Below are 22,314 nucleotides of genomic sequence, written 5' to 3' on the forward strand. Positions count from 1 at the left end.
TCCCGCAACAACCCGGACGGCCCCTACGGCGACTACTACATGTGGGCCGACGACGACAAGCAGTACCAGGACGCCCGCATCATCTTCGTCGACACGGAAGTGTCCAACTGGACCTTCGACCCGGTCCGCAAGCAGTACTTCTTCCACCGCTTCTTCTCCCACCAGCCGGACCTCAACTACGAGAACCCGGCCGTTCAGGAGGAGATCATCTCCGCGCTGAGGTTCTGGCTCGACCTCGGCATCGACGGCTTCCGGCTGGACGCCGTGCCCTACCTCTACGCCGAGGAGGGCACCAACTGCGAGAACCTCCCCGCGACGCACGAGTTCCTCAAGCGGGTCCGCAAGGAGATCGACGCCCACTACCCGGACACCGTCCTGCTGGCGGAGGCCAACCAGTGGCCGGAGGACGTCGTCGACTACTTCGGCGACTACACGGGCGGCGGCGACGAGTGCCACATGGCCTTCCACTTCCCGGTCATGCCCCGCATCTTCATGGCCGTGCGCCGCGAGTCGCGCTACCCCATCTCCGAGATCCTGGCCAAGACGCCGGCGATCCCGTCGGGCTGCCAGTGGGGCATCTTCCTGCGCAACCACGACGAGCTGACCCTGGAGATGGTCACCGACGAAGAGCGCGACTACATGTACGCGGAGTACGCCAAGGACCCCCGGATGCGCGCCAACATCGGCATCCGCCGAAGGCTCGCCCCGCTCCTCGACAACGACCGCAACCAGATCGAGCTGTTCACCGCGCTGCTGCTGTCCCTGCCGGGCTCGCCGATCCTCTACTACGGCGACGAGATCGGCATGGGCGACAACATCTGGCTCGGCGACCGCGACGCCGTCCGCACGCCCATGCAGTGGACCCCGGACCGCAACGCCGGTTTCTCGTCCTGCGATCCCGGCCGTCTCTTCCTGCCCACGATCATGGACCCGGTCTACGGCTACCAGGTCACCAACGTCGAGGCGTCCATGGCGTCGCCCTCCTCGCTGCTGCACTGGACCCGCCGGATGATCGAGATCCGCAAGCAGAACCACGCCTTCGGACTCGGGTCGTTCACCGAACTGCCCTCGTCCAACCCGGCCGTCCTGGCGTTCCTGCGGGAGCACGGCGACGACCTCGTGCTGTGCGTGCACAACTTCTCCCGCTTCGCCCAGCCGACCGAGCTCGACCTGCGCGAGTTCGCCGGGCGCCATCCCGTGGAGCTGATCGGCGGGGTGCGCTTCCCGGCCATCGGCGAACTGCCGTACCTGCTGACCCTGGCGGGCCACGGCTTCTACTGGTTCCGGCTCCGCGAGGACGCCGTCTAGGCCAGGTCCGCGGACGCCGCCGAAAGCCGCGGGCGGGGCGGTTTCCCCCGTCCCGCCCGGGGCACGCATCAGTAACACCCCGCCCACCCGGGGAAAGGACGTACGCCATGTCGGACGCCGTCACCCGCGTCGCCACGACCACGACGCCCAGCACGAGCCTGCTCGGGTCCCTGGACCCCCTGCTGCGGGAGTGGCTGCCGCGGCAGCGCTGGTTCGCGGGCAAGGGCCGCCCGGTCACCGGGTTCTCCCTGGTGGCGGCCACCGAACTGCTGCCCGCCACGGGCAGACTCGGCCTTTACCACCTGCTGGTGCGCGCCCACCAGCCGAGCGCGCCGGTCCCGGGCGCACCCCCCGCCCCCGCCGACTGCTACCAGCTGCTGATAGGCGTGCGCGAGGCGCTGCCGCCCCGGCTGGCGCCCGCGCTCATCGGCCACGTCACCGAGGGTCCGCTCGCCGGACGCACGGCGTACGAGGCCCTGCACGACCCCCGGCCCGCCGAGGTGCTCCTGGAGGCGCTGCGCGCCCGGGCCCGCATCGGCTCCCTGCGCTTCGAGCGCGACGCCGACCGGGAGATCCGTTCCGGCCTGATGCCCCGCCCGGTGACCGCGGAACAGTCCAACTCCTCGGTCGTCTACGGAGATACGTTCATTCTCAAGTTGCTGCGCCGGATCGTGCCCGGCGTCAACCCCGATCTGGAGCTGCCGCTCGCGCTGGCCCGCGAGGGCTGCCCGCGGGTGCCCGCGCCGACGGCGTGGATGCGCACGGAGCTGGCCGGGGAGTCGTACGTCCTCGGCGTCCTCCAGCCCTTCGTCCGGGGCGCCGCCGACGGCTGGGAGCTGGCGCTGCGCGAGCTGGCCAAGCGGCAGGACTTCGGTGCGCAGGCGCGGGCGCTCGGGCGGGCCACGGCCGAGGTCCACACGGCGCTGGCCCGCGCCCTGCCGACCGTCACCCTCGGTCCCACGCAGATCCGGCTGATGGTCGACGGCATGGTGGACCGCCTCGACGCCGCCGCCCACGCGGTGCCCGCGCTGCGCCCGTACGCGCCCGGGCTGCGCGCCGCGTTCGACGCGGTGACCGAACTGGCGGACGAGGGCCAGACCTGGACCGCCCAGCGCGTCCACGGCGATCTGCATCTGGGGCAGTGCCTGCGCTCGCCGGGCGGCGACTGGACGCTGATCGACTTCGAGGGCGAGCCGGCCCGGCCGCTGGCGGAGCGCCGTATGCCGCAGCCGGTCGTCCGGGACATCGCCGGGATGCTGCGCTCCTTCGACTACGCCGCGCACTCGGTCCGGCCCCCGGCCGAGGACTGGGCGCAGACCTGCCGGGCCGCGTACTGCGCCGGGTACGCCGAGGTCGGCGGGCGGGATCCGCGGACCGACCCGGTGCTGCTGCGGGCCCATGAGACCGACAAGGCGGTATACGAGGTCGTGTACGAGGCGCGGCACCGCCCGGACTGGCTCCAGGTGCCGTTGTCGGCGATACGGCGCCTCGCTTCCGACCGACCGACCTGACCCTCTCCTAGGAGGCTCCGCCCGTGACCCCCCGTACCTCGCCCAGCGGTCCGGATCCCGAGAAGACGGCCGAGCAGCCGCCGGCCGAGGAGAAGGCGGCCCCGGCCGCGGGCTCGACGCCGGTTCCGGCCGCGCCCGCGAAGAAGACCGCGGCGCGGAAGAAGGCGCCTGCCACCGCGAAGAAGGCGTCCGCCACCGCCAAGAAGACCGCGGCCGTGAAGAAGACCGCGGCCGCCCGGACGCCGGCGGACCCGCAGGCGGCGCCCGCCGCCCGGAAGGCCCCCGCCGAGAAGGCGGCGGACAAGAGGACGGCGGCGACCAAGAAGGCCGTGACCGAGAAGGCAGTGGCCGACAAGGCCCTGTCGAAGAAGGCAGTGGCCAAGAAGGCGGCGGCGAAGACCGCCGCGGACCGGACCGCCGCCCCCGCCAAGAAGACGGTGCCGGCGCAGAAGGGCGCCGCGGCGAAGAAGACGGCCGCCCGGAAGACCACGGCGAAGGCCACCGCCACGGCGGCCAGGACCACCGCCGCGAAGACCACCGCCGCCAGGACGACGGCGAAGGCCGCCGCCGAGGCCGCCCCCGCCGAAGCCGCACCGCCGAAGACCCCCGCCGCGCGCAGGCCCGCCGACGCCGCCCGCCCCCCGCAGTCCGCGCCCCCCGTCGACCCCGCCCTCTCCCCCGCCGACCGCACCCGTCTCCTCGCCGGCGCCCACCACGCCCCGCACTCGGTGCTCGGCGGCCACCCGGTGCCCGGCGGTGTGGTCTTCCGCGCCTTCCGCCCGTACGCCCTGGCCGTCACGGTCGTCGCCGGGGAGCTGAGCGCCGAGCTGCACGACGACGGCGACGGGTTCTTCTCCGGGGTGCTGCCGCTCACGGACGTGCCCGCGTACCGGCTGCGGGTGCGCTACGAGGGGACGGTGCTGGACACCGAGGACCCGTACCGCTTCCTGCCCACGCTCGGCGACCTCGACCTGCACCTCATCGGCGAGGGCCGGCACGAGGAGTTGTGGCGGGCGCTGGGCGCCGAGCCGATGACGCACCAGGGCGTGGCCGGCACCCGGTTCACCGTGTGGGCGCCGAACGCGCTGGGCGTGCGGGTGGCCGGCGGCTTCAACTTCTGGGACGCGACCGGCTTCCCGATGCGCTCACTGGGCGCGACCGGGGTGTGGGAGCTGTTCGTGCCGGGGATCGGCGAGGGCGCGCAGTACAAGTTCGAGATCACCCGCCCGGACGGCTCGAAGACGCTGCGCGCCGACCCGATGGCCCGCCGTACCGAGGTCCCGCCGAACACGTCCTCGATCGTGCACGCCTCCGCCTACGAGTGGGGCGACCAGGAGTGGCTGGCGCGCCGCGCCGAACGCGCCGCGCACGAGGCGCCGTTCTCCGTGTACGAGGTGCACCTGCCGTCATGGCGGCCTGGGTTGACGTACCGTCAGCTCGCCGAGCAGCTGCCCGAGTACGTCAAGGAGCTCGGCTTCACCCATGTCGAGCTGATGCCGGTCGCCGAGCACCCCTTCGGCGGCTCCTGGGGCTACCAGGTCACCGGCTTCTACGCCCCCACGGCCCGCCTGGGCACCCCGGACGACTTCAAGTACCTGGTCGACCGCCTCCACCGGGCCGGCATCGGCGTGCTGATGGACTGGGTGCCGGCGCACTTCCCGCGCGACGACTGGGCGCTGGCCGAGTTCGACGGGCGGCCCCTGTACGAGCACTCCGACCCGCTGCGGGCGGCCCATCCCGACTGGGGCACGCTGGAGTTCGACTTCGGCCGGCGCGAGGTGCGCAACTTCCTGGTGGCCAACGCGGTGTACTGGTGCGAGGAGTTCCACATCGACGGGCTGCGCGTGGACGCCGTCGCCTCGATGCTGTACCTCGACTACTCGCGCGAGCCGGGCCAGTGGACGCCGAACGAGCACGGCGGCCGGGAGAACACGGACGCGGTGGCGTTCCTCCAGGAGATGAACGCCACCGTGTACCGCAGGGTGCCCGGCGTGGTGACCATCGCGGAGGAGTCCACCGCGTGGGACGGCGTCACCCGCGCCACCCACCACCAGGGCCCCAGCGGCTTCGGCGGTCTCGGCTTCGGGCTGAAGTGGAACATGGGCTGGATGCACGACTCGCTCCAGTACATGGGCCACGACCCCATCCACCGCAAGTACCACCACCACGAGCTGACCTTCTCGATGGTGTACGCGTACAGCGAGAACTACGTGCTGCCGATCTCGCACGACGAGGTGGTGCACGGCAAGCGGTCGCTGGTGTCGAAGATGCCGGGCGACTGGTGGCAGCAGCGCGCGAACCACCGCGCCTACCTGGGCTGGATGTGGGCCCATCCGGGCAAGCAACTGCTGTTCATGGGGCAGGAGTTCGCACAGGGCGCGGAGTGGTCGGAGACGCGCGGGCCGGACTGGTGGCTGCTGGACCCGGCGTACGGGGCGGCGGCCGACCACCAGGGGGTGCGCGATCTGGTGGGCGATCTGAACGCCGTCTACCGGCGGACGCCGGCGCTGTGGGAGCGCGACGTCCATCCGGACGGCTTCCAGTGGATCGTGGGGGACGCCGCCGACGACAACGTGGTCGCCTTCCTCCGGCTGGACGCCGCCGGGACGCCGCTGCTGTCGGTCAGCAACTTCTCGCCGGTCGTCCGCCCCGACTACCGGCTCGGCGTCCCGGACGACGTCCCGGCCTGGCACGAGGTCCTCAACACCGACGCGGCCCGCTACGGCGGCAGCGGCGTCGGCCACCCGGACCCGGTCAAGCCGGAGGCCACGGGGTGGCACGGCCGCCCCGCGAGCATCCGGCTGACGCTGCCGCCGCTGGCTACGGTGTGGCTGCGGCCCGCCTGAGCGCCTCGGGCAGGTCCCCGGTGTGCAGGACGCCGAGCCGCTGGGTGGCGCGGGTCAGGGCCACGTAGAGGTCGCTGGTGCCGTAGCGGCCCGGCTCGACGACGAGGACGGAGTCGAACTCCAGGCCCTTGGCCTGACGCGGGTCGAGCAGCACGACGGTCCGCGTCAGGTCGGGTTCGGCCCCGGCGGTGACGCCGTCCAGGTGGGCGGCGAGGCGGCGGTGCAGGTCGCGCGGGGCGATCACCGCGAGCCGCCCCTCGGCGGGGGTCAGCTCGGCGACCGCCTTCGCGACGGCGCCGGGCAGGTCGCCGGCGTGGCGCACCCAGGGGCGGATTCCGGTCGAGCGCACCGAGCCGGGCGGCTCGAAGTCCGGGTTCTCGGCCCGTACGACGGCCGCCGCGAGCTCCATGATCTCGGCGGGCGTGCGGTAGTTGACGCCGAGGCGGGTGTGCTCCCAGCGGTCCTCGACGTACGGCGCGAGGATGTCGGCCCAGGAGCCGACGCCGGCCGCCTCCGCGGTCTGGGCGGGGTCTCCGACCAGGGTCATCGAGCGGGTGGGGCAGCGCCGCATCAGCAACCGCCACGCCATCGGGGACAGTTCCTGCGCCTCGTCCACGATGATGTGCCCGAAGGCCCAGGTGCGGTCGGCGGCGGCGCGTTCGGCGGTGGAGCGGTGGTCGTCCTCCTCGTGCCGCTCGGCGAAGCGCTCGGCGTCGATGATGTCGTGCGCGGACAGCACCTCCGAGCCCTCGGGGTCGTCCTCCTCCTTGTCCTCGAACTCGTAGGTCCGGGACGCGTACGACACGTCGAGCACGCCCTGCGCGTAGGCGATCTGCGTCTCCCGCTCGCGTTCGGCACGGGCGCGGGCGGGGCGGTCGTCCTCGCCGAGGAGTTCGGCGGCCTCGTCCAGCAGCGGCACGTCGGCGGCGGTCCAGGCGCGGGTGACCGGGCGGCGGACCGCGGCGGCGTCCTCGGCGGAGAGGTAACGGTCGGGCTCGGCGAGGAAGTCCGCGACCAGCCGCTGGGGCGTGAGCACCGGCCACAGCCGGTCGATGGCGTCCCAGACCTCGGGGTTCTCGGCCAGTTCGTCGCGGATCTGGGTGATGTCGCTCGCGTCGAGCAGGCTGGAGCCGTCGTAGGGGTCGGTGCCGATGCGCTCGGCGACCATGTCGGTGAGGGTGTTGAGGATGTGGCCCTCGAAGTGCTCGCGGGCCACGTTGTGCGGCAGCCGGGCGGCGCGGGTGCGCTCGCGGGCGACGTTGACCAGGCCGTCGTCCAGCATCAGGACCTCGCGGTCGTGCTCGATGGCGAGGACCGGGTCGGGCAGCGTCTGCCGGTCCCGTACGACGGCGGCCAGCACGTCGGCCATGTCGGCGCGGCCCTTCACCGCCGCCGCCCCGGGCGTGTCGGCGGCGGTCGCCCGCACCCCGGGGAACAGCTCCCCGACGGTCGCCAGCAGCACGCCGGTCTCGCCGAGGGAGGGCAGCACCTCGCCGATGTAGCCGAGGAACGCGGGGTTGGGGCCGACGATCAGCACGCCGCGGCGGGCGAGCAGCTCGCAGTGCTCGTAGAGCAGGTACGCGGCTCGGTGCAGGGCGACGGCGGTCTTGCCGGTGCCGGGGCCGCCCTCGACGACGAGCACGCCCCGGTGCGGGGCGCGGATGATCTCGTCCTGCTCGGCCTGGATGGTGCGCACGATGTCGCCCATCCGGCCGGTGCGGGCGGAGTTCAGCGCGGCGAGCAGCACGGCGTCGCCGGTGGGGTCCTCGTGGCCGGTGCGGGTGGCGTCGCCGAGGTCCAGGATCTCGTCGTGCAGGGCGGTGACCCGGCGGCCCTCGGTGGAAATGTGGCGGCGCCGGCGCAGGCCCATCGGGGTGTGGCCGGTGGCGAGATAGAACGGGCGGGCGACGTCGGCGCGCCAGTCGATCAGGACCGGGGTGCGTTCGGCGTCGTCGGCGCGCAGTCCGATCCGGCCGATGTGATGGGTGACGCCGGAATTCAGGTCGATCCGGCCGAAGCACAGGGAGCCGTCGACGGCGTTCAGGGCGGCGAGCAGTCCGGACCGCTCGGCGACCAGGACGTCCCGCTCCAGTCTGGCCTGCATCGGCTTGTCGCCCTGCGCGAGGGCGTCCGTGACGGCGGCCTCGGTGTCGCCCCGCAGCAGGTCGACGCGCGCGTACAGGCCGTCGATGAATTCCTGCTCGCGACGCGTTTCATCGTCTGGAAAAGCGACGTTTGACAATTCCACTCCCGCCCGGATATACTTTGCCCATCGAACTTTTCGCGTTTCCGTAACCTCTTCCGGCACGAAGTCGCGAATCATTGAATATACGCAGAGAAATCCCCCGGGCGCAATTACCGCCCGGGGGATTTTCGTTTGCCGTCGGGTTACGGATCGCCGCACGGCCCGACGAGGGTCACAGCACCTCGTCCAGCTCCGCCAGCAGTCGGCGCCTGGGCCGCGCCCCCACCACCGACATCACGGGCTCACCCGCGCGGAAGACCATGAACGTCGGCATGGACAGCACCTTGTAGGCGTTGGTGGTCTCCGGGTTGGCGTCCACGTTCAGCTGCACCACCTTCAGCCGCTGCGCCTCCTCGGCGGCGACCGCCTTCAGCACCGGGGCCATCTGCCGGCAGGGCGGGCACCAGTCGGCGGTGAACTCCACCAGGACCGGCAGGTCCGAGCCGATCACCTCGGCCGCGAAGTCCTCGTCCGTCACTTCGATCACGACGTGTGCCCTCCCAGTTCGCAGACCGGCTCCGGACCGCCCGGAACCGACGCCTCGGCGGCCAGCGACTCCCGCGCCCGCTCGGCCCGGGCCAGCTGCGCCCCGACCTCGGCCCGCACCGCGCCCAGCTCTTCGATCAGCGCGTCGAGTTCGGCCAGCTTGCGGCGGTAGACCGCGAGCGAGGCGGGGCAGGAGTCGCCCTCCGGGTGCCCGGCCCGCAGACACTCCACGAAGGGCCGCGTCTCCTCCAGGCCGAACCCGAAGTCCTGGAGCGTCCTGATCTGCCGCAGCAGCTTCAGGTCCCCCTCGTCGTAGGTCCGGTACCCCTTGCCGTCCCGCCGCGCGGGCAGCAGCCCCCGCGCCTCGTAGTACCGCAGCGCGCGCGCCGTCGTCCCGGCCCGCGCGGCCAGCTCACCGATTCGCATGTCCCGACGCTAAGCCCTGACGCCGACGTCAGGGCAAGGCCCGCGCCTGCGGGCAGGGGTGCGCCCCGCGCCCCTGGGGAGGGGGGTGGGCGCGGGGCGCGGTGGGGGGAATCCGGTCGAGGGGGCGGCGATGGCGTCAGGCCTTGGCCAGTTCCTTGTCGCCGCCGGCGGTCGGCCCGGCCGGCGCGGCGTCCGCGTCCGCGCCGTCCGTGTGGTCGTCCCCGTGGTCGTCCAGGAGGGTCTTCTCGTCGAACGGCGCCCGGCCCGCCAGGACCTCCGTCACCCGGTCCCGGTCGATCTCCTTGGTCCAGGTGCCGATCAGGACCGTGGCCACCGCGTTGCCCGCGAAGTTGGTCAGGGCGCGGGCCTCGCTCATGAAGCGGTCGATGCCGACGATCAGGCCGATGCCGTCCACCAGGGCGGGCTTGTGCGACTGGAGGCCGCCCGCCAGCGTGGCCAGGCCCGCGCCGGTGACGCCGGCCGCGCCCTTGGAGGCGACCAGCAGGAACAGCAGCAGCGGGATCTGCTCGCCGACGGACATCGGGGTGCCCATGGCGTCGGCGATGAACAGGGACGCCATGGTCATGTAGATCATCGTGCCGTCGAGGTTGAAGGAGTAGCCGGTCGGCACGGTGATGCCCACGACGGGCTTGCTGACGCCCAGGTGCTCCATCTTGGCGATCAGCCGCGGCAGCGCCGACTCGGAGGAGGACGTGGACAGGATCAGCAGGAACTCCCGGCCCAGGTACGCGAACAGGGACAGGATGTTCAGGCCCGAGACGATCTTCAGCAGCGCGCCCAGCACCAGGAAGACGAACAGCACGCAGGTCACGTAGAAACCGAGCATGAGCACGGCGAGGCTCTTGAGCGCGTCGAGGCCCGCGGAGCCGGTCACCGCGGCGATGGCGCCGAACGCCCCGATCGGCGCGGCCCACATCACCATGGCGAGGATGCGGAAGACCAGCCGCTGGATGTGCTCGATCCCGCGCAGGACCGGCTGCCCGGCCCGGCCCATCGCCTGCAGTGCGAAGCCGGCGAGCAGGGCGATCAGCAGCGTCTGGAGGACCTCGCCCGAGGTGAACGCCGACACGATCGTCGTCGGGATGACGCCCAGCAGGAACTCCGTCGTGTCCTTGGCCTCCGCCTCGACCTGCGCCTGCCCGGTCTCGCGCACCGCGTCGGTGACCGCGAGGCTGCTGCCCGGCTCCAGGAGGTTGCCGACGAGCAGACCGATGCCGAGCGCCACCAGCGACATGACCAGGAAGTACGCCAGCGCGATCCCGCCGACCGCGCCCACCTTGGCCGCCTTGCGCACCGAACCGATGCCCAGCACGATCGTGCAGAAGATGATCGGCGAGATCATCATCTTGATCAGGTTCACGAACCCGGTGCCGATGGGCTTCAGCTCCACCGCGAAGTCCGGCGCGATCAGGCCCACGGCGATGCCGAGCGCGACCGCGACGATCACGGCGATGTAGAGATAGTGGGTGCGGTCCCGCTTGGCGGCGGGTGCGGCAGGTGCCGCCGGGGGTGTGCCGGCCACGGCTGCCCTCCTTGACGTCGTCGTCGGTGTCACCGGCGTGCGGCTCACGTCCGGGGGATGCCGTGACTATGGCGCGCCCTGTGAGGGCGGTCACCCTTGCGTTCATTTAGTTCACGCACGGGCGCCGGGGCACACTGGCGCCATGCGCCTCCCGTCCCTCCCCCGGCCGCGCAGCCTGGCCGGGCAGCTGTTCGCGATGCAGGCCGTGCTGATCGCGGTGCTGGTCGCCGGGTACGCGCTGTTCGCCTACGTCAGCGACACCCGGCAGGCCGAGGAGGCCGCGGGCCGCCAGGCGACGGCGGTGGCCCGGGCCGTCGCCGACGCGCCCTCGGTGCGGGAGGCGGCCCGCGCCCCCGACCCGACCGCGGCCCTCCAGCCGTACGCGCTGCGGGTCGTCCACGGCACCGGCGTCGACTTCGTGACGATCATGAGCCCGGACGGCATCCGCTGGACCCACCCCAGCGCCGACCAGATCGGCGGGCGCTTCCTCGGCCACACCGACCGCGCCCTGCGCGGCGAGACCTTCACCGAGACCTACACCGGCACCCTCGGCCCCTCGGTCCGCGCGGTCGCCCCGATACGGGACGGCGACCGGATCACCGGCCTGGTCAGCGCCGGCATCCGGGTGGAGGCGATCAGCGAGCGGGTGCGCGGCCAGCTCACCGCCCTGATCGGGGTCGCCGCGGGCGCGCTGACGCTGGGCGCGATCGGCACGTACGTGATTAACGCCCGGCTGCGCCGGCACACCCACGGCATGAACGCCGCCGAGCTGAGCCGGATGCACGACTACCATCAGGCCGCGTTGCACGCCGTACGGGAGGGACTGCTGATGCTGGACGGGCAGTACCGGGTGGCGCTGATCAACGACGGCGGGCGGGAGCTGCTGGGCCTCGGGGGCGAGGTGGTCGGCCGTTCCGTGGCCGACCTAGGACTGCCCGCCCCGCTGACGGGGGCGCTGCTGGCGTCGGAGCCGCGGGTGGACGAGGTGCATCTGACGGCGGACCGCGTGCTGGTGGTGAACACCTCACCGGTGTCGGGCGGCGAGCGCCGCGGCACGGTGGTCACCCTGCGGGACGTCACCGAGCTGCAGTCGCTGATGGGCGAGCTGGACTCCGAGCGCGGCTTCACCCAGGCCCTGCGCTCCCAGGCGCACGAGGCGGCGAACCGGCTGCACACGGTGGTCTCGCTGATCGAGTTGGGCCGCGCCGAGGAGGCGGTGGAGTTCGCCACGGCCGAGCTGGAGCTGGCGCAGGCGCTCACCGACCAGGTCGTCGCGGCCGTCGGCGAGCCGGTGCTGGCGGCGCTGCTGCTGGGCAAGACCGCGCAGGCCAACGAGCGGGGCGTGGAGCTGGTGGTGTCGCCGGACAGTCGGCTCGACGACGGGCTGCTGCCCGAACGGCTGCCCGCCCGCGACCTGGTCACCATCCTCGGCAACCTGATCGACAACGCCGTCGACGCCGCGCAGGGCGCGGTGCCCGCCCGGGTGACGGTGTCGGCGCTCACCGAGGACGGCGAACTGGTGCTGCGGGTCTCGGACACCGGCGACGGCGTGGACCCGGCCCACGCCGAGGCGGTGTTCCAGCGCGGTTTCTCCACCAAGCCGGCCGGTCCGGGCGGGCGGGGGCTGGGGCTGGCGCTGGTGCGGCAGGCGGCGCACCGGCACGGCGGGACGCTGTCGGTGGCCGGGGCCGAGGGCGGGGGCGCCGAGTTCGAGGCACGGCTGCCGCTGACCGCCGCGCCGGCCGCCACGCGCGCCACGCCCGCGGGAGCCGGCGCATGACCGGGGAGCGCGAGCCCATCCGCGTCCTGGTCGTCGAGGACGACCCGGTCGCCGCCGACGCGCATGCGATGTACGTCGGCCGGGTGCCGGGGTTCGTCGCGGTCGGGAAGGCGCACACGGGCGTGGCGGCCCGGCGCGCGCTGGAACGCACGCCGGTGGACCTGCTGCTGCTCGACCTGCACCTGCCGGACGTGCACGGGCTGCAACTGGCGCGCTCGCTGCGGGCGGCCGGGCATCACGCGGACGTGATAGCGGTGACGTCGGCGCGGGACCTGGCGGTGGTGCGGGAGGGCGTGTCGCTGGGCGTCGTGCAGTACGTGCTGAAGCCGTTCACCTTCGCGACGCTGCGCGACCGGCTGGTGCGTTACGCCGAGTTCCGGGGCGCGGCGGGCGAGGCGAGCGGCCAGGACGAGGTGGACCGCGCACTGGCGACCCTGCGCGCACCGGGCCCCGCCGCCCTGCCGAAGGGGCTGAGCGCGCCGACGCTGGAGCGGGTCACGGGCGCGCTGCGCGAGTCGGCCGAAGGGCTCACGGCGGCCGGCGTGGGCGAGGCCGTGGGCATCTCGCGCATCACGGCGAGGCGCTATCTGGAGCATCTGGTCGACGCCGGCCGGGCCGGCCGCAGCCCGCTGTACGGGCAGGTGGGCAGGCCCGAACTGGTGTACCGCTGGGTGCCCGCGACCCCGGAACCGGGCCGCTGAACGCCGGCCCGGCGCCGCCGGGCGCCGGACGCTGCCGCCGCCGAGCCAAGGCCGGTCGCCCCTGGGCCGGCCGGCACATGCCGCCGCCGGCCGCCCCCGAGCGCGCCCCCGACCGCCCAGCGCGCCCCATTGACCGGACTGGACCACGCTCTTACGTTCACCGTGCAGCCATCCCCGCGCCACAACGACGTGCGCCCGCAGGAGGTCATGCCCGTGCGCCCCACCGCCGCCCTGCTCTCCACCGCCCTCGCCCTCGCCGCCGCCTCCCTCACCGCCTGCGGCGGCGGTTCCGGAAGCGACCCGGACACGATCGAGGTCTCCTTCAAGCAGTCCACGGACAACTCCGTGAAGGTGATGGACACCTACCTCGCGGACGTCAAGGAGCAGTTCGAGCGGGCGCACCCGGGCAAGAAGGTGAAGCTGGTCCCGATCAAGGCCCCGGACGCGGAGTACTACACCAAGCTCCAGCAGATGCTGCGCTCCCCCAAGACCGCCCCCGACCTGGTCTACGAGGACACCTTCCTCATCAACTCCGACATCACGAGCGGCTATCTGCAGCCGCTGGACCCCTACCTCGCCCGCTGGAAGGACTGGGACCGGTTCATCGACCCGGCGAAGGCCGCGGCGCGGGGCGAGGACGGGAAGACGTACGGCGTGCCGGACGGGACGGACACCCGGGGCCTCTGGTTCGACAGGGGGATCTTCGCGAAGGCCGGGCTGCCGGCCGACTGGCAGCCGAGGACCTGGGAGGAGGTCCTCGACGCCGCCCGCACGATCAAACGGAAGGTCCCCGGCGTCGTCCCGCTGAACGTCTACACCGGCAAGCCCGCCGGCGAGGCCGCCGCCATGCAGGGCTTCCAGATGCTGCTGTACGGCACCAACGACGGCACCTCGGACCCCCTGTACGACCGGCGCGCCAAGAAGTGGATCGCCGGCAGCCGGGGCTTCCGGGACGCCCTCGCCTTCGTCGGGACGGTCTACGCGGAGAAGCTCGGCCCGGACGTCGCCGACGCCCTCGACCCCAACTTCGCCACCCGCGTGCGCGGCGAGCTGCTGCCCCAGGGGAAGCTCGGGATCGCCCTCGACGGCTCCTGGCTCCCGCAGGACTGGCTGCCCGGCAGCGGCCACGAGTGGCCCGAGTGGTCCGAGCGGCTCGGCCTCGCCGCGATGCCCACCCAGCACGGCCAGGCGCCCGGCAAGGTCAGCATGTCCGGCGGCTGGACCTGGGCCATCCCCGCCGAGGCCGCCAACCCCGACCTCGCCTTCGCGTTCGTCAAGACGATGCAGACCAAGGAGAACGCCCGCAAGTGGTACGTCGCCAACTCCGGCATCGCCGTCCGCGGAGACGTGGCCGGCGACCCGGCGTACGCCGACGCCCAGCCCGGCACCCGGTTCTTCACCGGCCTGGTCGCCCACACCCACTACCGGCCCGCCTACCCGGCGTACCCGAAGGTGTCGGTGGCGATCCAGGAGGCGATGGAGGGCGTCACGACCGGTGATCTGTCCGTCGCGGAGGCCGCACGCGGCTACGACGAGACGCTCGAGGAGGTCACCGACGGCCAAGTGGTCCACAAGTGACCGCCCGGCGCCTAGTCCGCCTGCTGCCCCTGTCCCCCGCCGTCGTCCTGCTGCTGCTCTTCCTCGGCGGGCCCCTGGCGTACTGCGTCTGGATCGCCTTCACCGACCTCCAGCTCACCGGCCAGGCCGAGGCGTCGTTCGTCGGGCTGGACAACTTCCGCACGGCGTTCCGGGACGAGGCGTTCCGCAACGCCGTCTGGCTCACCGTCGTCTTCACCGTGCTGTCGTCCCTGATCGGCCAGAACACCCTCGGGCTCGCCCTGGCCGCGCTGATGCGGCGCGCCTCGAAGCCGGTGCGCACGCTGACCGGAGGGATCGTGGTGACGGCGTGGGTCCTGCCGGAGGTGGTCGCGGGCTTTCTCCTGTACGCGTTCTTCCGCCGCGAGGGCACCTTGAACGCCGTGCTGGACCTGCTCCGTCTGCCGTCCCAGGACTGGCTGTTCACGCTGCCGATCCTGGCGGTGTCCTTCGCCAACGTATGGCGCGGCACGGCCTTCTCGATGCTGGTGTACTCGGCGGCGCTGAACGAGATCCCGAAGGAGATCACGGAGGCCGCCGAGGTCGACGGCGCCGGCGGCTGGCGGCGCATGTGGCACATCACGCTGCCGATGATCCGCCGCTCCATCGGCACGAACCTGATGCTCAACACCCTGCAGACGCTGTCGGTGTTCGGGCTGATCTGGGTGATGACCCGGGGCGGGCCGAGCGGGCGGAGCCAGACGCTGCCGCTGTTCATGTACGAACAGGCCTTCCAGAACAGCATGATCGGCTACGGCACGGCGGTGGCCCTGCTGTTGCTGCTGGTGGGCTCGCTGTTCTCGGTCGTGTATCTGCGGCTGCTGCGGACGGAGGTGTGAGCCGCGTGTCCCTCTCCCACCGGCGTACCCGGCGCCGCCTCGCCGCCGACGCCGGGCTGCTCGCGGTCGCCGCCGCGTTCGTGCTGCCCCTGGCCTGGGTGCTGCTGTCGTCCGTGGACCCCGGCGCCGATCTGCGGGTGAAGGCCCCGGACGGGCTGACGGCGGAGCACTTCGACGCCGTGCTCACCGCGGACGTCACCTTCACCCCGCTGCTCAACAGCCTGATCCTGTGCGGCGGCGCGACCGCGCTGACCGTGGTGTGCGCGGCGCTCGCGGCCTACCCGCTGTCCCGCCACCGCTCCCGGCTGAACCGGCCCTTCCTGCTGACGATCCTGTTCGCCACCGGCCTGCCCATCACGGCCGTCATGGTGCCGGTGTACGCGCTGTTCGTCCGGATCGACCTGATCGACACCCTGCACGGGACGATCCTGTTCTTTGCCGCGTCCCAACTGCCGTTCGCGATCTGGCTGATGAAGAACTTCATGGACGGCGTGCCGAAGGAGCTGGAGGAGGCGGCGTGGACGGACGGGGCGGGCTCCCTGCAGTCCCTGCTGCGGATCGTGCTGCCGCTGATGGGGCCGGGCGTGGCCGTGGTGACCGTCTTCTCGTTCGTGATGACGTGGGGGAACTTCTTCGTCCCGTTCATGCTGCTGCTCACGCCCGAGAAGATGCCGGCGTCGGTGAGCATCAACGAGTTCTTCGGCAACCGCGGCATGGTGGCGTACGGCCAGCTGGCCGCGTTCTCGGTGATCTACTCGACGCCGGTGATCCTGCTGTACGTGCTGGTCGCGCGCCGGCTGGGCGGCGGCTTCGCGCTGGGCGGCGCGGTCAAGGGCTGACCGCCCGGTCCGGAGGACCGGGCGGGGACCTCGCCGGTCTAGAAGACCGACTCGGCCTCGTCCATGCGGTCCGTCGGGACCGTCTTCAGTTCGGTGACGGCCTCGGCCAGCGGCACCATCACGATGTCCGTGCCGCGCAGCGCGGTCATCCGGCCGAACTCGCCCCGGTGGGCCGCCTCCACGGCGTGCCAGCCGAAGCGGGTGGCGAGGACGCGGTCGTACGCGGTCGGGGTGCCGCCGCGCTGGACGTGCCCGAGGATGACCGGCTTGGCCTCCTTGCCGAGCCGCCGCTCCAGCTCGTACGCCAGTGCCGTGCCGATGCCCTGGAAGCGCTCGTGGCCGAACTGGTCGATCTCGCCCTTGCCGTAGTCCATGGTGCCGTCGGCCGGGTGGGCGCCCTCGGCGACGCAGATGACGGCGAACTTCTTGCCGCGCGCGAACCGCTCCTCGACCATCTTGACGAGGTCGGCGGGGTCGAACGGGCGCTCGGGCAGGCAGATGCCGTGCGCACCGGCGGCCATGCCGGACTCCAGCGCGATCCAGCCCGCGTGCCGGCCCATGACCTCGACGACCATCACGCGCTGGTGGGACTCGGCGGTGGTCTTGAGCCGGTCCATCGCCTCGGTGGCGACACCGACGGCCGTGTCGAAGCCGAAGGTGCGGTCGGTGGAGGAGATGTCGTTGTCGATCGTCTTCGGCACGCCCACCACGGGCAGGCCCGCGTCGCTGAGCATCCGGGCCGCGGTCAGGGTGCCCTCGCCGCCGATCGGGATCAGCGCGTCGATGCCGAAGTCGCGGGCGATGTCGGCGGCGTTCTCGCAGGCCTCGCGCAGCCGGTCGCGCTCCAGCCGGGAGGAGCCGAGGATGGTGCCGCCGCGGGCGAGGATGCCGCTGACCGCGTTCAGGTCGAGGGTGCGGTAGCGGCCGTCGAGCAGGCCGGAGTAGCCGTCCTCGAAGCCGATGACCTCGTCGCCGTAGTTGTCGACCGCTCGGTGCACGACCGACCGGATCACTGCGTTCAGGCCGGGGCAGTCGCCGCCTGCGGTGAGAACTCCGATACGCATCGTGCTGTGTCTCCTGCTCGCTGTTGACGCCGGTGAGCCACTGCCGATTCTTCCACGTCCGGCAGGCCGTTGCCGACAGGGCACTGACGGGCGCTCTACATACGGCCGGAGGTATTGTCAAGAGGGTTCCGCTCACCCCTGTGGGCGATCTTTACGACGGAATCTCTGTGGCACGACGGATTCTCTTGTGACGTACCGGAAGGACGGAGAGCACACGTGACGCGCAGCGTGTACGTGACCGGGATCGACCGCGGCGACGGCCGCCAGGTCGTCGAACTGGGGGTCATGGAACTCCTGACCCGCCAGGTCGACCGGGTGGGCGTCTTCCGTCCGCTCGTCCACGACGGGCCCGACCGGCTCTTCGAGTTGCTGCGCTCCCGGTACCGGCTGACGCAGGACCCGTCCACCGTGTACGGCATGGACTACCACGAGGCGTCCGCCCTCCAGGCCGAGCAGGGGGCGGACGAGCTCGTCTCCGCGCTGGTCGAGCGCTTCCACGTGGTCGCGCGCGACTACGACGTCGTCCTCGTCCTCGGCACCGACTTCGCGGACACCCAGTTCCCGGACGAGCTGTCGCTCAACGCCCGGCTCGCCAACGAGTTCGGCGCCTCCGTCCTCCCGGTCGTCGGCGGGCGACGCCAGACCGCCGAGTCGGTGCGCGCGGAGACCCGCAACGCCTACCGCGCCTACGACGGGCTGGGCTGCGACGTGCTCGCCATGGTCGTCAACCGGGTCGCCCGCGAGGACCGCGACGAGATCGCCGAGCGGCTCGCCGGCCGGCTGCCGGTGCCCTGCTGGGTGCTGCCGGACGAGCCCGCGCTGTCCTCGCCGACCGTCTCCCAGATCGCGCACGCCCTCGGCGCGAAGGTGGTCCTGGGCGACGACTCCGGGCTCGCCCGCGACGCGCTGGACTTCGTCTTCGGCGGGGCGATGCTGCCGAACTTCCTGGCCGCCCTGACCCCGGGCTGCCTCGTCGTCACCCCGGGGGACCGCGCCGACCTCGTCGTCGGCTCCCTCGCCGCGCACAGCGCCGGCACCCCGCCCATCGCCGGCGTGCTGCTCACCCTGGGCGAGACGCCGGGCGACCGCGTGCTCACCCTGGCCGGCCGTCTCGCCCCCGGCACGCCGGTGCTCTCGGTGCCGGCCAACAGCTTCCCCACCGCCGAGCAGCTGTTCTCCCTGGAGGGCAAGCTGAACGCGGCCACCCCGCGCAAGGCGGAGACCGCGCTCGGCCTGTTCGAGCGGTACGTCGACACCGGCGACCTCAACAAGCGGGTCTCCGCGCCCAGCAGCGACCGCGTGACGCCGATGATGTTCGAGCACAAACTGCTGGAGCAGGCCCGCGCCGACCGCCGCCGGGTCGTCCTGCCCGAGGGCACCGAGGAGCGGGTGCTGCACGCCGCCGAGGTGCTGCTGCGCCGGGACGTGTGCGACCTGACCCTGCTCGGCCCGGTCGACGTCATCCGCAAGAAGGCCGCCGACCTCGGCATCGACCTCGGCGACGCCCAGCTGATCGACCCGGCCGTCTCCGATCTGCGCGACCCCTTCGCCGAGCGGTACGCGGCCCTGCGCGCGCACAAGGGCGTGACCGTGGAGCTGGCGTACGACGTGGTCTCCGACGTGAACTACTTCGGCACGCTGATGGTCCAGGAGGGCCTGGCCGACGGCATGGTGTCGGGCTCGGTGCACTCCACGGCGGCGACCATCCGCCCGGCCTTCGAGATCATCAAGACGAACCCGGACGCGGCGATCGTCTCCTCGGTGTTCTTCATGTGCCTGGCCGACAAGGTGCTCGTCTACGGCGACTGCGCGGTCAACCCCGACCCGGACGCCGAGCAGCTCGCCGACATCGCCGTCCAGTCGGCGTCGACGGCCGCGCGGTTCGGTGTGGCGCCGAGGATCGCGATGCTGTCGTACTCGACGGGCACGTCCGGCTCGGGCGCCGACGTCGACAAGGTGCGCGAGGCGACCCGGCTCGTGCGCGAGCGCCGGCCCGACCTGAGCGTGGAGGGGCCGATCCAGTACGACGCCGCGGTGGAGCCGACGGTCGCGGCGACGAAGCTGCCCGAGTCGGAGGTCGCCGGGCAGGCGAGCGTGCTGATCTTCCCCGACCTCAACACCGGCAACAACACCTACAAGGCGGTGCAGCGCTCGGCCGGCGCGATCGCCGTCGGCCCCGTGCTCCAGGGGCTGCGCAAGCCGGTCAACGACCTGTCGCGGGGCGCCCTGGTCCAGGACATCGTCAACACGGTCGCGATCACCGCGATCCAGGCCCAGTCGGCCGAGTCCGCCCGGCCCGCCCCCGCCCAGCCCCCGACCGGGAAGGCCCCCGCCCAGTGACCGCCCAGCCGTCGCCCGTCTCCGACCTGCCCGACGGGCCCCGCCCGGCGGGGCCCGCCCGGGTCCTCGTCCTCAACTCCGGCTCCTCGTCGGTGAAGTACCAGCTGCTCGACATGCGCGACGAGCGCAGGCTCGCGGGCGGCCTCGTCGAGCGGATCGGCGAGGAGACCTCCCGGCTGCGGCACACCCCGCTCACCGGCGGCGAGAGCCGGGAGCGGACCGGCCCGATCGCCGACCACGACGCCGCCCTGAAGGCCGTCGCCGCCGAGCTGGCCCGTGACGGCCTCGGGCTGGACTCCCCGGAGCTGGCCGCGATCGGCCACCGGGTGGTGCACGGCGGCAGGCGCTTCACCGAGCCCACCGTGATCGACGACGCCGTGCTCGCCGAGATCGAACGGCTGATCCCGGTCGCCCCGCTGCACAACCCGGCCAACCTCACCGGCATCCGCACGGCCCGGGCCCTGCGTCCCGACCTGCCCCAGGTCGCCGTGTTCGACACCGCCTTCCACACCACGATGCCGGAGGCCGCCGCCCGCTACGCCATCGACCTCGAGACCGCCGACGCCCACCGCGTGCGCCGCTACGGCTTCCACGGCACCTCGCACGCCTACGTCTCCCGCACCACGGCCGCGCTGCTCGGCAAGGACCCGTCCGAGGTGAACGTGATCGTGCTGCACCTCGGCAACGGCGCGTCCGCCTCGGCCGTGCGGGGCGGGAAGTGCGTGGACACCTCCATGGGGTTGACGCCTTTGGAGGGACTGGTGATGGGTACGCGGTCCGGCGACGTGGACCCGGCCGTCATCTTCCATTTGATGCGGGTTGGCGGAATGTCCACGGACGAGATCGACACTCTTCTCAACAAGAAGAGCGGGCTGGTCGGGCTGTGCGGGGACAACGACATGCGGGAGATCCGCCGCCGTGTCGACGCGGGCGACGAACGGGCGAGGCTGGCTTTCGACATCTACATTCACCGGTTGAAGAAGTACATCGGCGCCTATTACGCGGTGCTCGGTACGGTGGACGCGGTCACCTTCACGGCCGGGGTCGGCGAGAACGCCGCCGCGGTGCGGGAGGCGGCCATCGCGGGCCTGGCGGGACTGGGCCTGCTGGTCGACCCGGAACGGAACGCGGTCCGCAGTGACGAGCCGCGGCTGATCTCCCCCGGCGACGCACGGGTGGCGGTCGCCGTGGTGCCGACCGACGAGGAACTGGAGATCGCCATGCAGACCTACGCACTGGTCGGAGCACTGGTCGGAAAGAACAACTGAGCACCCCGCTCCTCGTTTGTACATTCCGCCAGACGGAATATTCCGGAGCGAAACAAACGGATAGGATCGCCCCATGCGCCGTTCGAAAATCGTCTGTACTCTCGGCCCCGCGGTCGACTCCCACGAGCAGCTCGTCGCGCTGATCGAAGCCGGCATGAACGTGGCCCGCTTCAACTTCAGCCACGGCTCGCACGCCGAGCACCAGGGGCGGTACGACCGCGTCCGGGCCGCCGCCAAGGAGACCGGGCGGGCCATCGGTGTCCTCGCCGACCTCCAGGGCCCCAAGATCCGCCTCGAGACCTTCGCCGAAGGGCCCGTCGAGCTGGTGCGCGGTGACGAGTTCACCATCACCACCGAGGACGTGCCCGGCGACAAGTCGATCTGCGGCACCACCTACAAGGGCCTGACCGGGGACGTGGCGCGCGGCGACCAGATCCTCATCAACGACGGCAACGTCGAACTGAAGGTGCTGGACGTCGAGGGTCCCCGGGTGCGGACGATCGTCATCGAGGGCGGCGTCATCTCCGACCACAAGGGCATCAACCTGCCCGGCGCGGCCGTCAACGTGCCCGCGCTGTCCGAGAAGGACGTCGAGGACCTGCGCTTCGCCCTGCGGATGGGCTGCGACCTGGTCGCCCTGTCCTTCGTCCGGGACGCCAAGGACGTGGCCGACGTCCACAAGATCATGGACGAGGAGGGCCGCCGCGTCCCGGTCATCGCCAAGGTGGAGAAGCCGCAGGCGGTGGCCAACATGGAGGACGTCGTGATGGCGTTCGACGGTGTGATGGTCGCGCGCGGCGACCTCGCCGTCGAGTACCCGCTCGAGAAGGTCCCCATGGTGCAGAAGCGCCTGATCGAGCTGTGCCGGCGCAACGCCAAGCCGGTGATCGTGGCGACCCAGATGATGGAGTCGATGATCACCAACTCCCGTCCGACCCGCGCCGAGGCCTCCGACGTGGCCAACGCCATCCTCGACGGCGCCGACGCGGTGATGCTGTCCGCGGAGTCGTCGGTGGGCGCGTACCCGATCGAGACCGTCAAGACGATGTCGAAGATCGTCCAGGCGGCCGAGCAGGAGCTGCTCTCCAAGGGCCTGCAGCCGCTGGTGCCCGGCAAGAAGCCGCGCACGCAGGGCGGTTCGGTGGCCCGCGCCGCCGCCGAGATCGCCGACTTCCTCGGCGGCAAGGGCCTGGTCGCCTTCACCCAGTCCGGCGACACCGCCCGCCGCCTGTCCCGCTACCGCGCCACCCAGCCGATCCTGGCCTTCACCACCGACGAGTCCACCCGCAACCAGCTGGCCCTCAGCTGGGGCGTGGAGTCGCACGTCGTGCCGTTCGTGAACAGCACCGACGAGATGGTCGACCTGGTCGACCAGGAGATCGCCAAGCTCAACCGCTTCTCCCCCGGCGACATCATGATCATCACCGCCGGCTCGCCCCCCGGCGTCCCCGGCACCACCAACATGGTCCGCGTCCACCACCTCGGCGGCGGCACCGCCAACTGACGCGCCCCGCACCGGCTC

General features: G+C 72.2%; 16 protein-coding genes. 11 read left to right on the top strand and 5 right to left on the bottom strand.

Annotation, left to right across the window (positions count from 1 at the left end; translation table 11 throughout):
* The 3 genes from treS to glgB all read left to right on the top strand — a co-directional run.
* Positions 1-1,308: maltose alpha-D-glucosyltransferase (gene treS, locus ACZ6KF_RS22510; RefSeq protein WP_469239783.1), on the top strand; the 1,308-nt coding region annotated here is incomplete at its 5' end.
* A gap of 107 nt (positions 1,309-1,415) precedes the next feature.
* Positions 1,416-2,819: a maltokinase N-terminal cap-like domain-containing protein gene (locus tag ACZ6KF_RS22515; protein ID WP_469239785.1), complete on the top strand. Its 1,404-nt coding sequence runs from the start codon at positions 1,416-1,418 to the stop codon at positions 2,817-2,819.
* A gap of 23 nt (positions 2,820-2,842) precedes the next feature.
* On the top strand, positions 2,843-5,665 hold the full coding sequence (gene glgB, locus ACZ6KF_RS22520) for a 1,4-alpha-glucan branching enzyme (RefSeq protein WP_469239787.1): 2,823 nt from the start codon (positions 2,843-2,845) through the stop codon (positions 5,663-5,665).
* On the opposite strand, the gene ACZ6KF_RS22525 is transcribed toward glgB, so the two are convergent.
* From ACZ6KF_RS22525 to ACZ6KF_RS22540, 4 genes are all read right to left on the bottom strand, one after another.
* Positions 5,640-7,907 carry a HelD family protein gene (locus ACZ6KF_RS22525; protein WP_469239789.1) on the bottom strand — a complete coding sequence of 756 codons (2,268 nt, stop codon included), beginning with the start codon at positions 7,905-7,907 and terminating at the stop codon, positions 5,640-5,642. The two genes, glgB and ACZ6KF_RS22525, sit on opposite strands and share 26 nt — an antisense overlap.
* A 175-nt stretch (positions 7,908-8,082) precedes the next feature.
* Entirely contained in the window at positions 8,083-8,397 is a 315-nt protein-coding gene (locus ACZ6KF_RS22530; RefSeq protein ID WP_356636877.1) for a thioredoxin family protein, read from the bottom strand.
* The gene (locus tag ACZ6KF_RS22535; protein WP_356636875.1) at positions 8,394-8,822 is read right to left on the bottom strand and encodes a MerR family transcriptional regulator; all 429 of its coding nucleotides are present in this window, start codon (positions 8,820-8,822) and stop codon (positions 8,394-8,396) included. The genes ACZ6KF_RS22530 and ACZ6KF_RS22535 overlap by 4 nt, the downstream gene beginning before the upstream one ends.
* 136 nt (positions 8,823-8,958) lie before the next feature.
* Positions 8,959-10,365 carry a cation:dicarboxylate symporter family transporter gene (locus ACZ6KF_RS22540; protein WP_356636873.1) on the bottom strand — a complete coding sequence of 469 codons (1,407 nt, stop codon included), beginning with the start codon at positions 10,363-10,365 and terminating at the stop codon, positions 8,959-8,961.
* 142 nt (positions 10,366-10,507) lie between these two features.
* On the opposite strand from ACZ6KF_RS22540, the gene ACZ6KF_RS22545 reads away from it, so the two are divergent.
* The 5 genes from ACZ6KF_RS22545 (at position 10,508) to ACZ6KF_RS22565 (ending at position 16,120) form a co-directional block, all read left to right on the top strand.
* Positions 10,508-12,145 (top strand): sensor histidine kinase, encoded by a 1,638-nt coding sequence (locus tag ACZ6KF_RS22545; RefSeq protein WP_356636871.1) that lies wholly within the window; start codon positions 10,508-10,510, stop codon positions 12,143-12,145.
* Complete coding sequence (locus ACZ6KF_RS22550; protein ID WP_356636869.1) at positions 12,142-12,846, top strand: response regulator; 705 nt, start codon at positions 12,142-12,144, stop codon at positions 12,844-12,846. Before ACZ6KF_RS22545 ends, ACZ6KF_RS22550 begins: the two co-directional genes overlap by 4 nt.
* A 207-nt stretch (positions 12,847-13,053) precedes the next feature.
* The gene (locus tag ACZ6KF_RS22555) at positions 13,054-14,424 is read left to right on the top strand and encodes an extracellular solute-binding protein (protein WP_356636891.1); all 1,371 of its coding nucleotides are present in this window, start codon (positions 13,054-13,056) and stop codon (positions 14,422-14,424) included.
* The gene (locus ACZ6KF_RS22560; protein WP_469160237.1) at positions 14,421-15,281 is read left to right on the top strand and encodes a carbohydrate ABC transporter permease; all 861 of its coding nucleotides are present in this window, start codon (positions 14,421-14,423) and stop codon (positions 15,279-15,281) included. Before ACZ6KF_RS22555 ends, ACZ6KF_RS22560 begins: the two co-directional genes overlap by 4 nt.
* Positions 15,282-15,286: 5 nt before the next feature.
* Positions 15,287-16,120, top strand: coding sequence for a carbohydrate ABC transporter permease (locus ACZ6KF_RS22565; RefSeq protein ID WP_469160238.1), 834 nt, complete (start codon positions 15,287-15,289; stop codon positions 16,118-16,120).
* A 38-nt stretch (positions 16,121-16,158) separates the two neighbouring features.
* On the opposite strand, the gene ACZ6KF_RS22570 is transcribed toward ACZ6KF_RS22565, so the two are convergent.
* Positions 16,159-17,184: an ATP-dependent 6-phosphofructokinase gene (locus ACZ6KF_RS22570; RefSeq protein WP_469160239.1), complete on the bottom strand. Its 1,026-nt coding sequence runs from the start codon at positions 17,182-17,184 to the stop codon at positions 16,159-16,161.
* A 216-nt stretch (positions 17,185-17,400) separates the two neighbouring features.
* On the opposite strand from ACZ6KF_RS22570, the gene pta reads away from it, so the two are divergent.
* From pta to pyk, 3 genes are all read left to right on the top strand, one after another.
* Entirely contained in the window at positions 17,401-19,524 is a 2,124-nt protein-coding gene (gene pta, locus ACZ6KF_RS22575; RefSeq protein ID WP_469239791.1) for a phosphate acetyltransferase, read from the top strand.
* Positions 19,525-19,550: 26 nt separating this feature from the next.
* Complete coding sequence (locus ACZ6KF_RS22580; protein ID WP_469239922.1) at positions 19,551-20,792, top strand: acetate kinase; 1,242 nt, start codon at positions 19,551-19,553, stop codon at positions 20,790-20,792.
* Positions 20,793-20,865: 73 nt separating this feature from the next.
* A complete protein-coding gene (gene pyk / locus ACZ6KF_RS22585) occupies positions 20,866-22,296 on the top strand; it encodes a pyruvate kinase (RefSeq protein WP_469177395.1) in 1,431 nt (476 codons plus the stop codon).
* Positions 22,297-22,314: the final 18 nt, after the last annotated feature.

Source organism: Streptomyces sp. NPDC046379 (assembly GCF_055587785.1).

Bases quoted from the DNA above. Each gene is read 5' to 3' on its own strand.
- ACZ6KF_RS22515 (WP_469239785.1), top strand. From the start codon at position 1,416: ATGTCGGACGCCGTCACCCGCGTCGCCACGACCACGACGCCCAGCACG.
- ACZ6KF_RS22535 (WP_356636875.1), bottom strand. From the start codon at position 8,822: ATGCGAATCGGTGAGCTGGCCGCGCGGGCCGGGACGACGGCGCGCGCG.
- ACZ6KF_RS22545 (WP_356636871.1), top strand. From the start codon at position 10,508: ATGCGCCTCCCGTCCCTCCCCCGGCCGCGCAGCCTGGCCGGGCAGCTG.
- ACZ6KF_RS22550 (WP_356636869.1), top strand. From the start codon at position 12,142: ATGACCGGGGAGCGCGAGCCCATCCGCGTCCTGGTCGTCGAGGACGAC.
- ACZ6KF_RS22555 (WP_356636891.1), top strand. From the start codon at position 13,054: ATGCCCGTGCGCCCCACCGCCGCCCTGCTCTCCACCGCCCTCGCCCTC.
- ACZ6KF_RS22570 (WP_469160239.1), bottom strand. From the start codon at position 17,184: ATGCGTATCGGAGTTCTCACCGCAGGCGGCGACTGCCCCGGCCTGAAC.
- pyk (WP_469177395.1), top strand. From the start codon at position 20,866: ATGCGCCGTTCGAAAATCGTCTGTACTCTCGGCCCCGCGGTCGACTCC.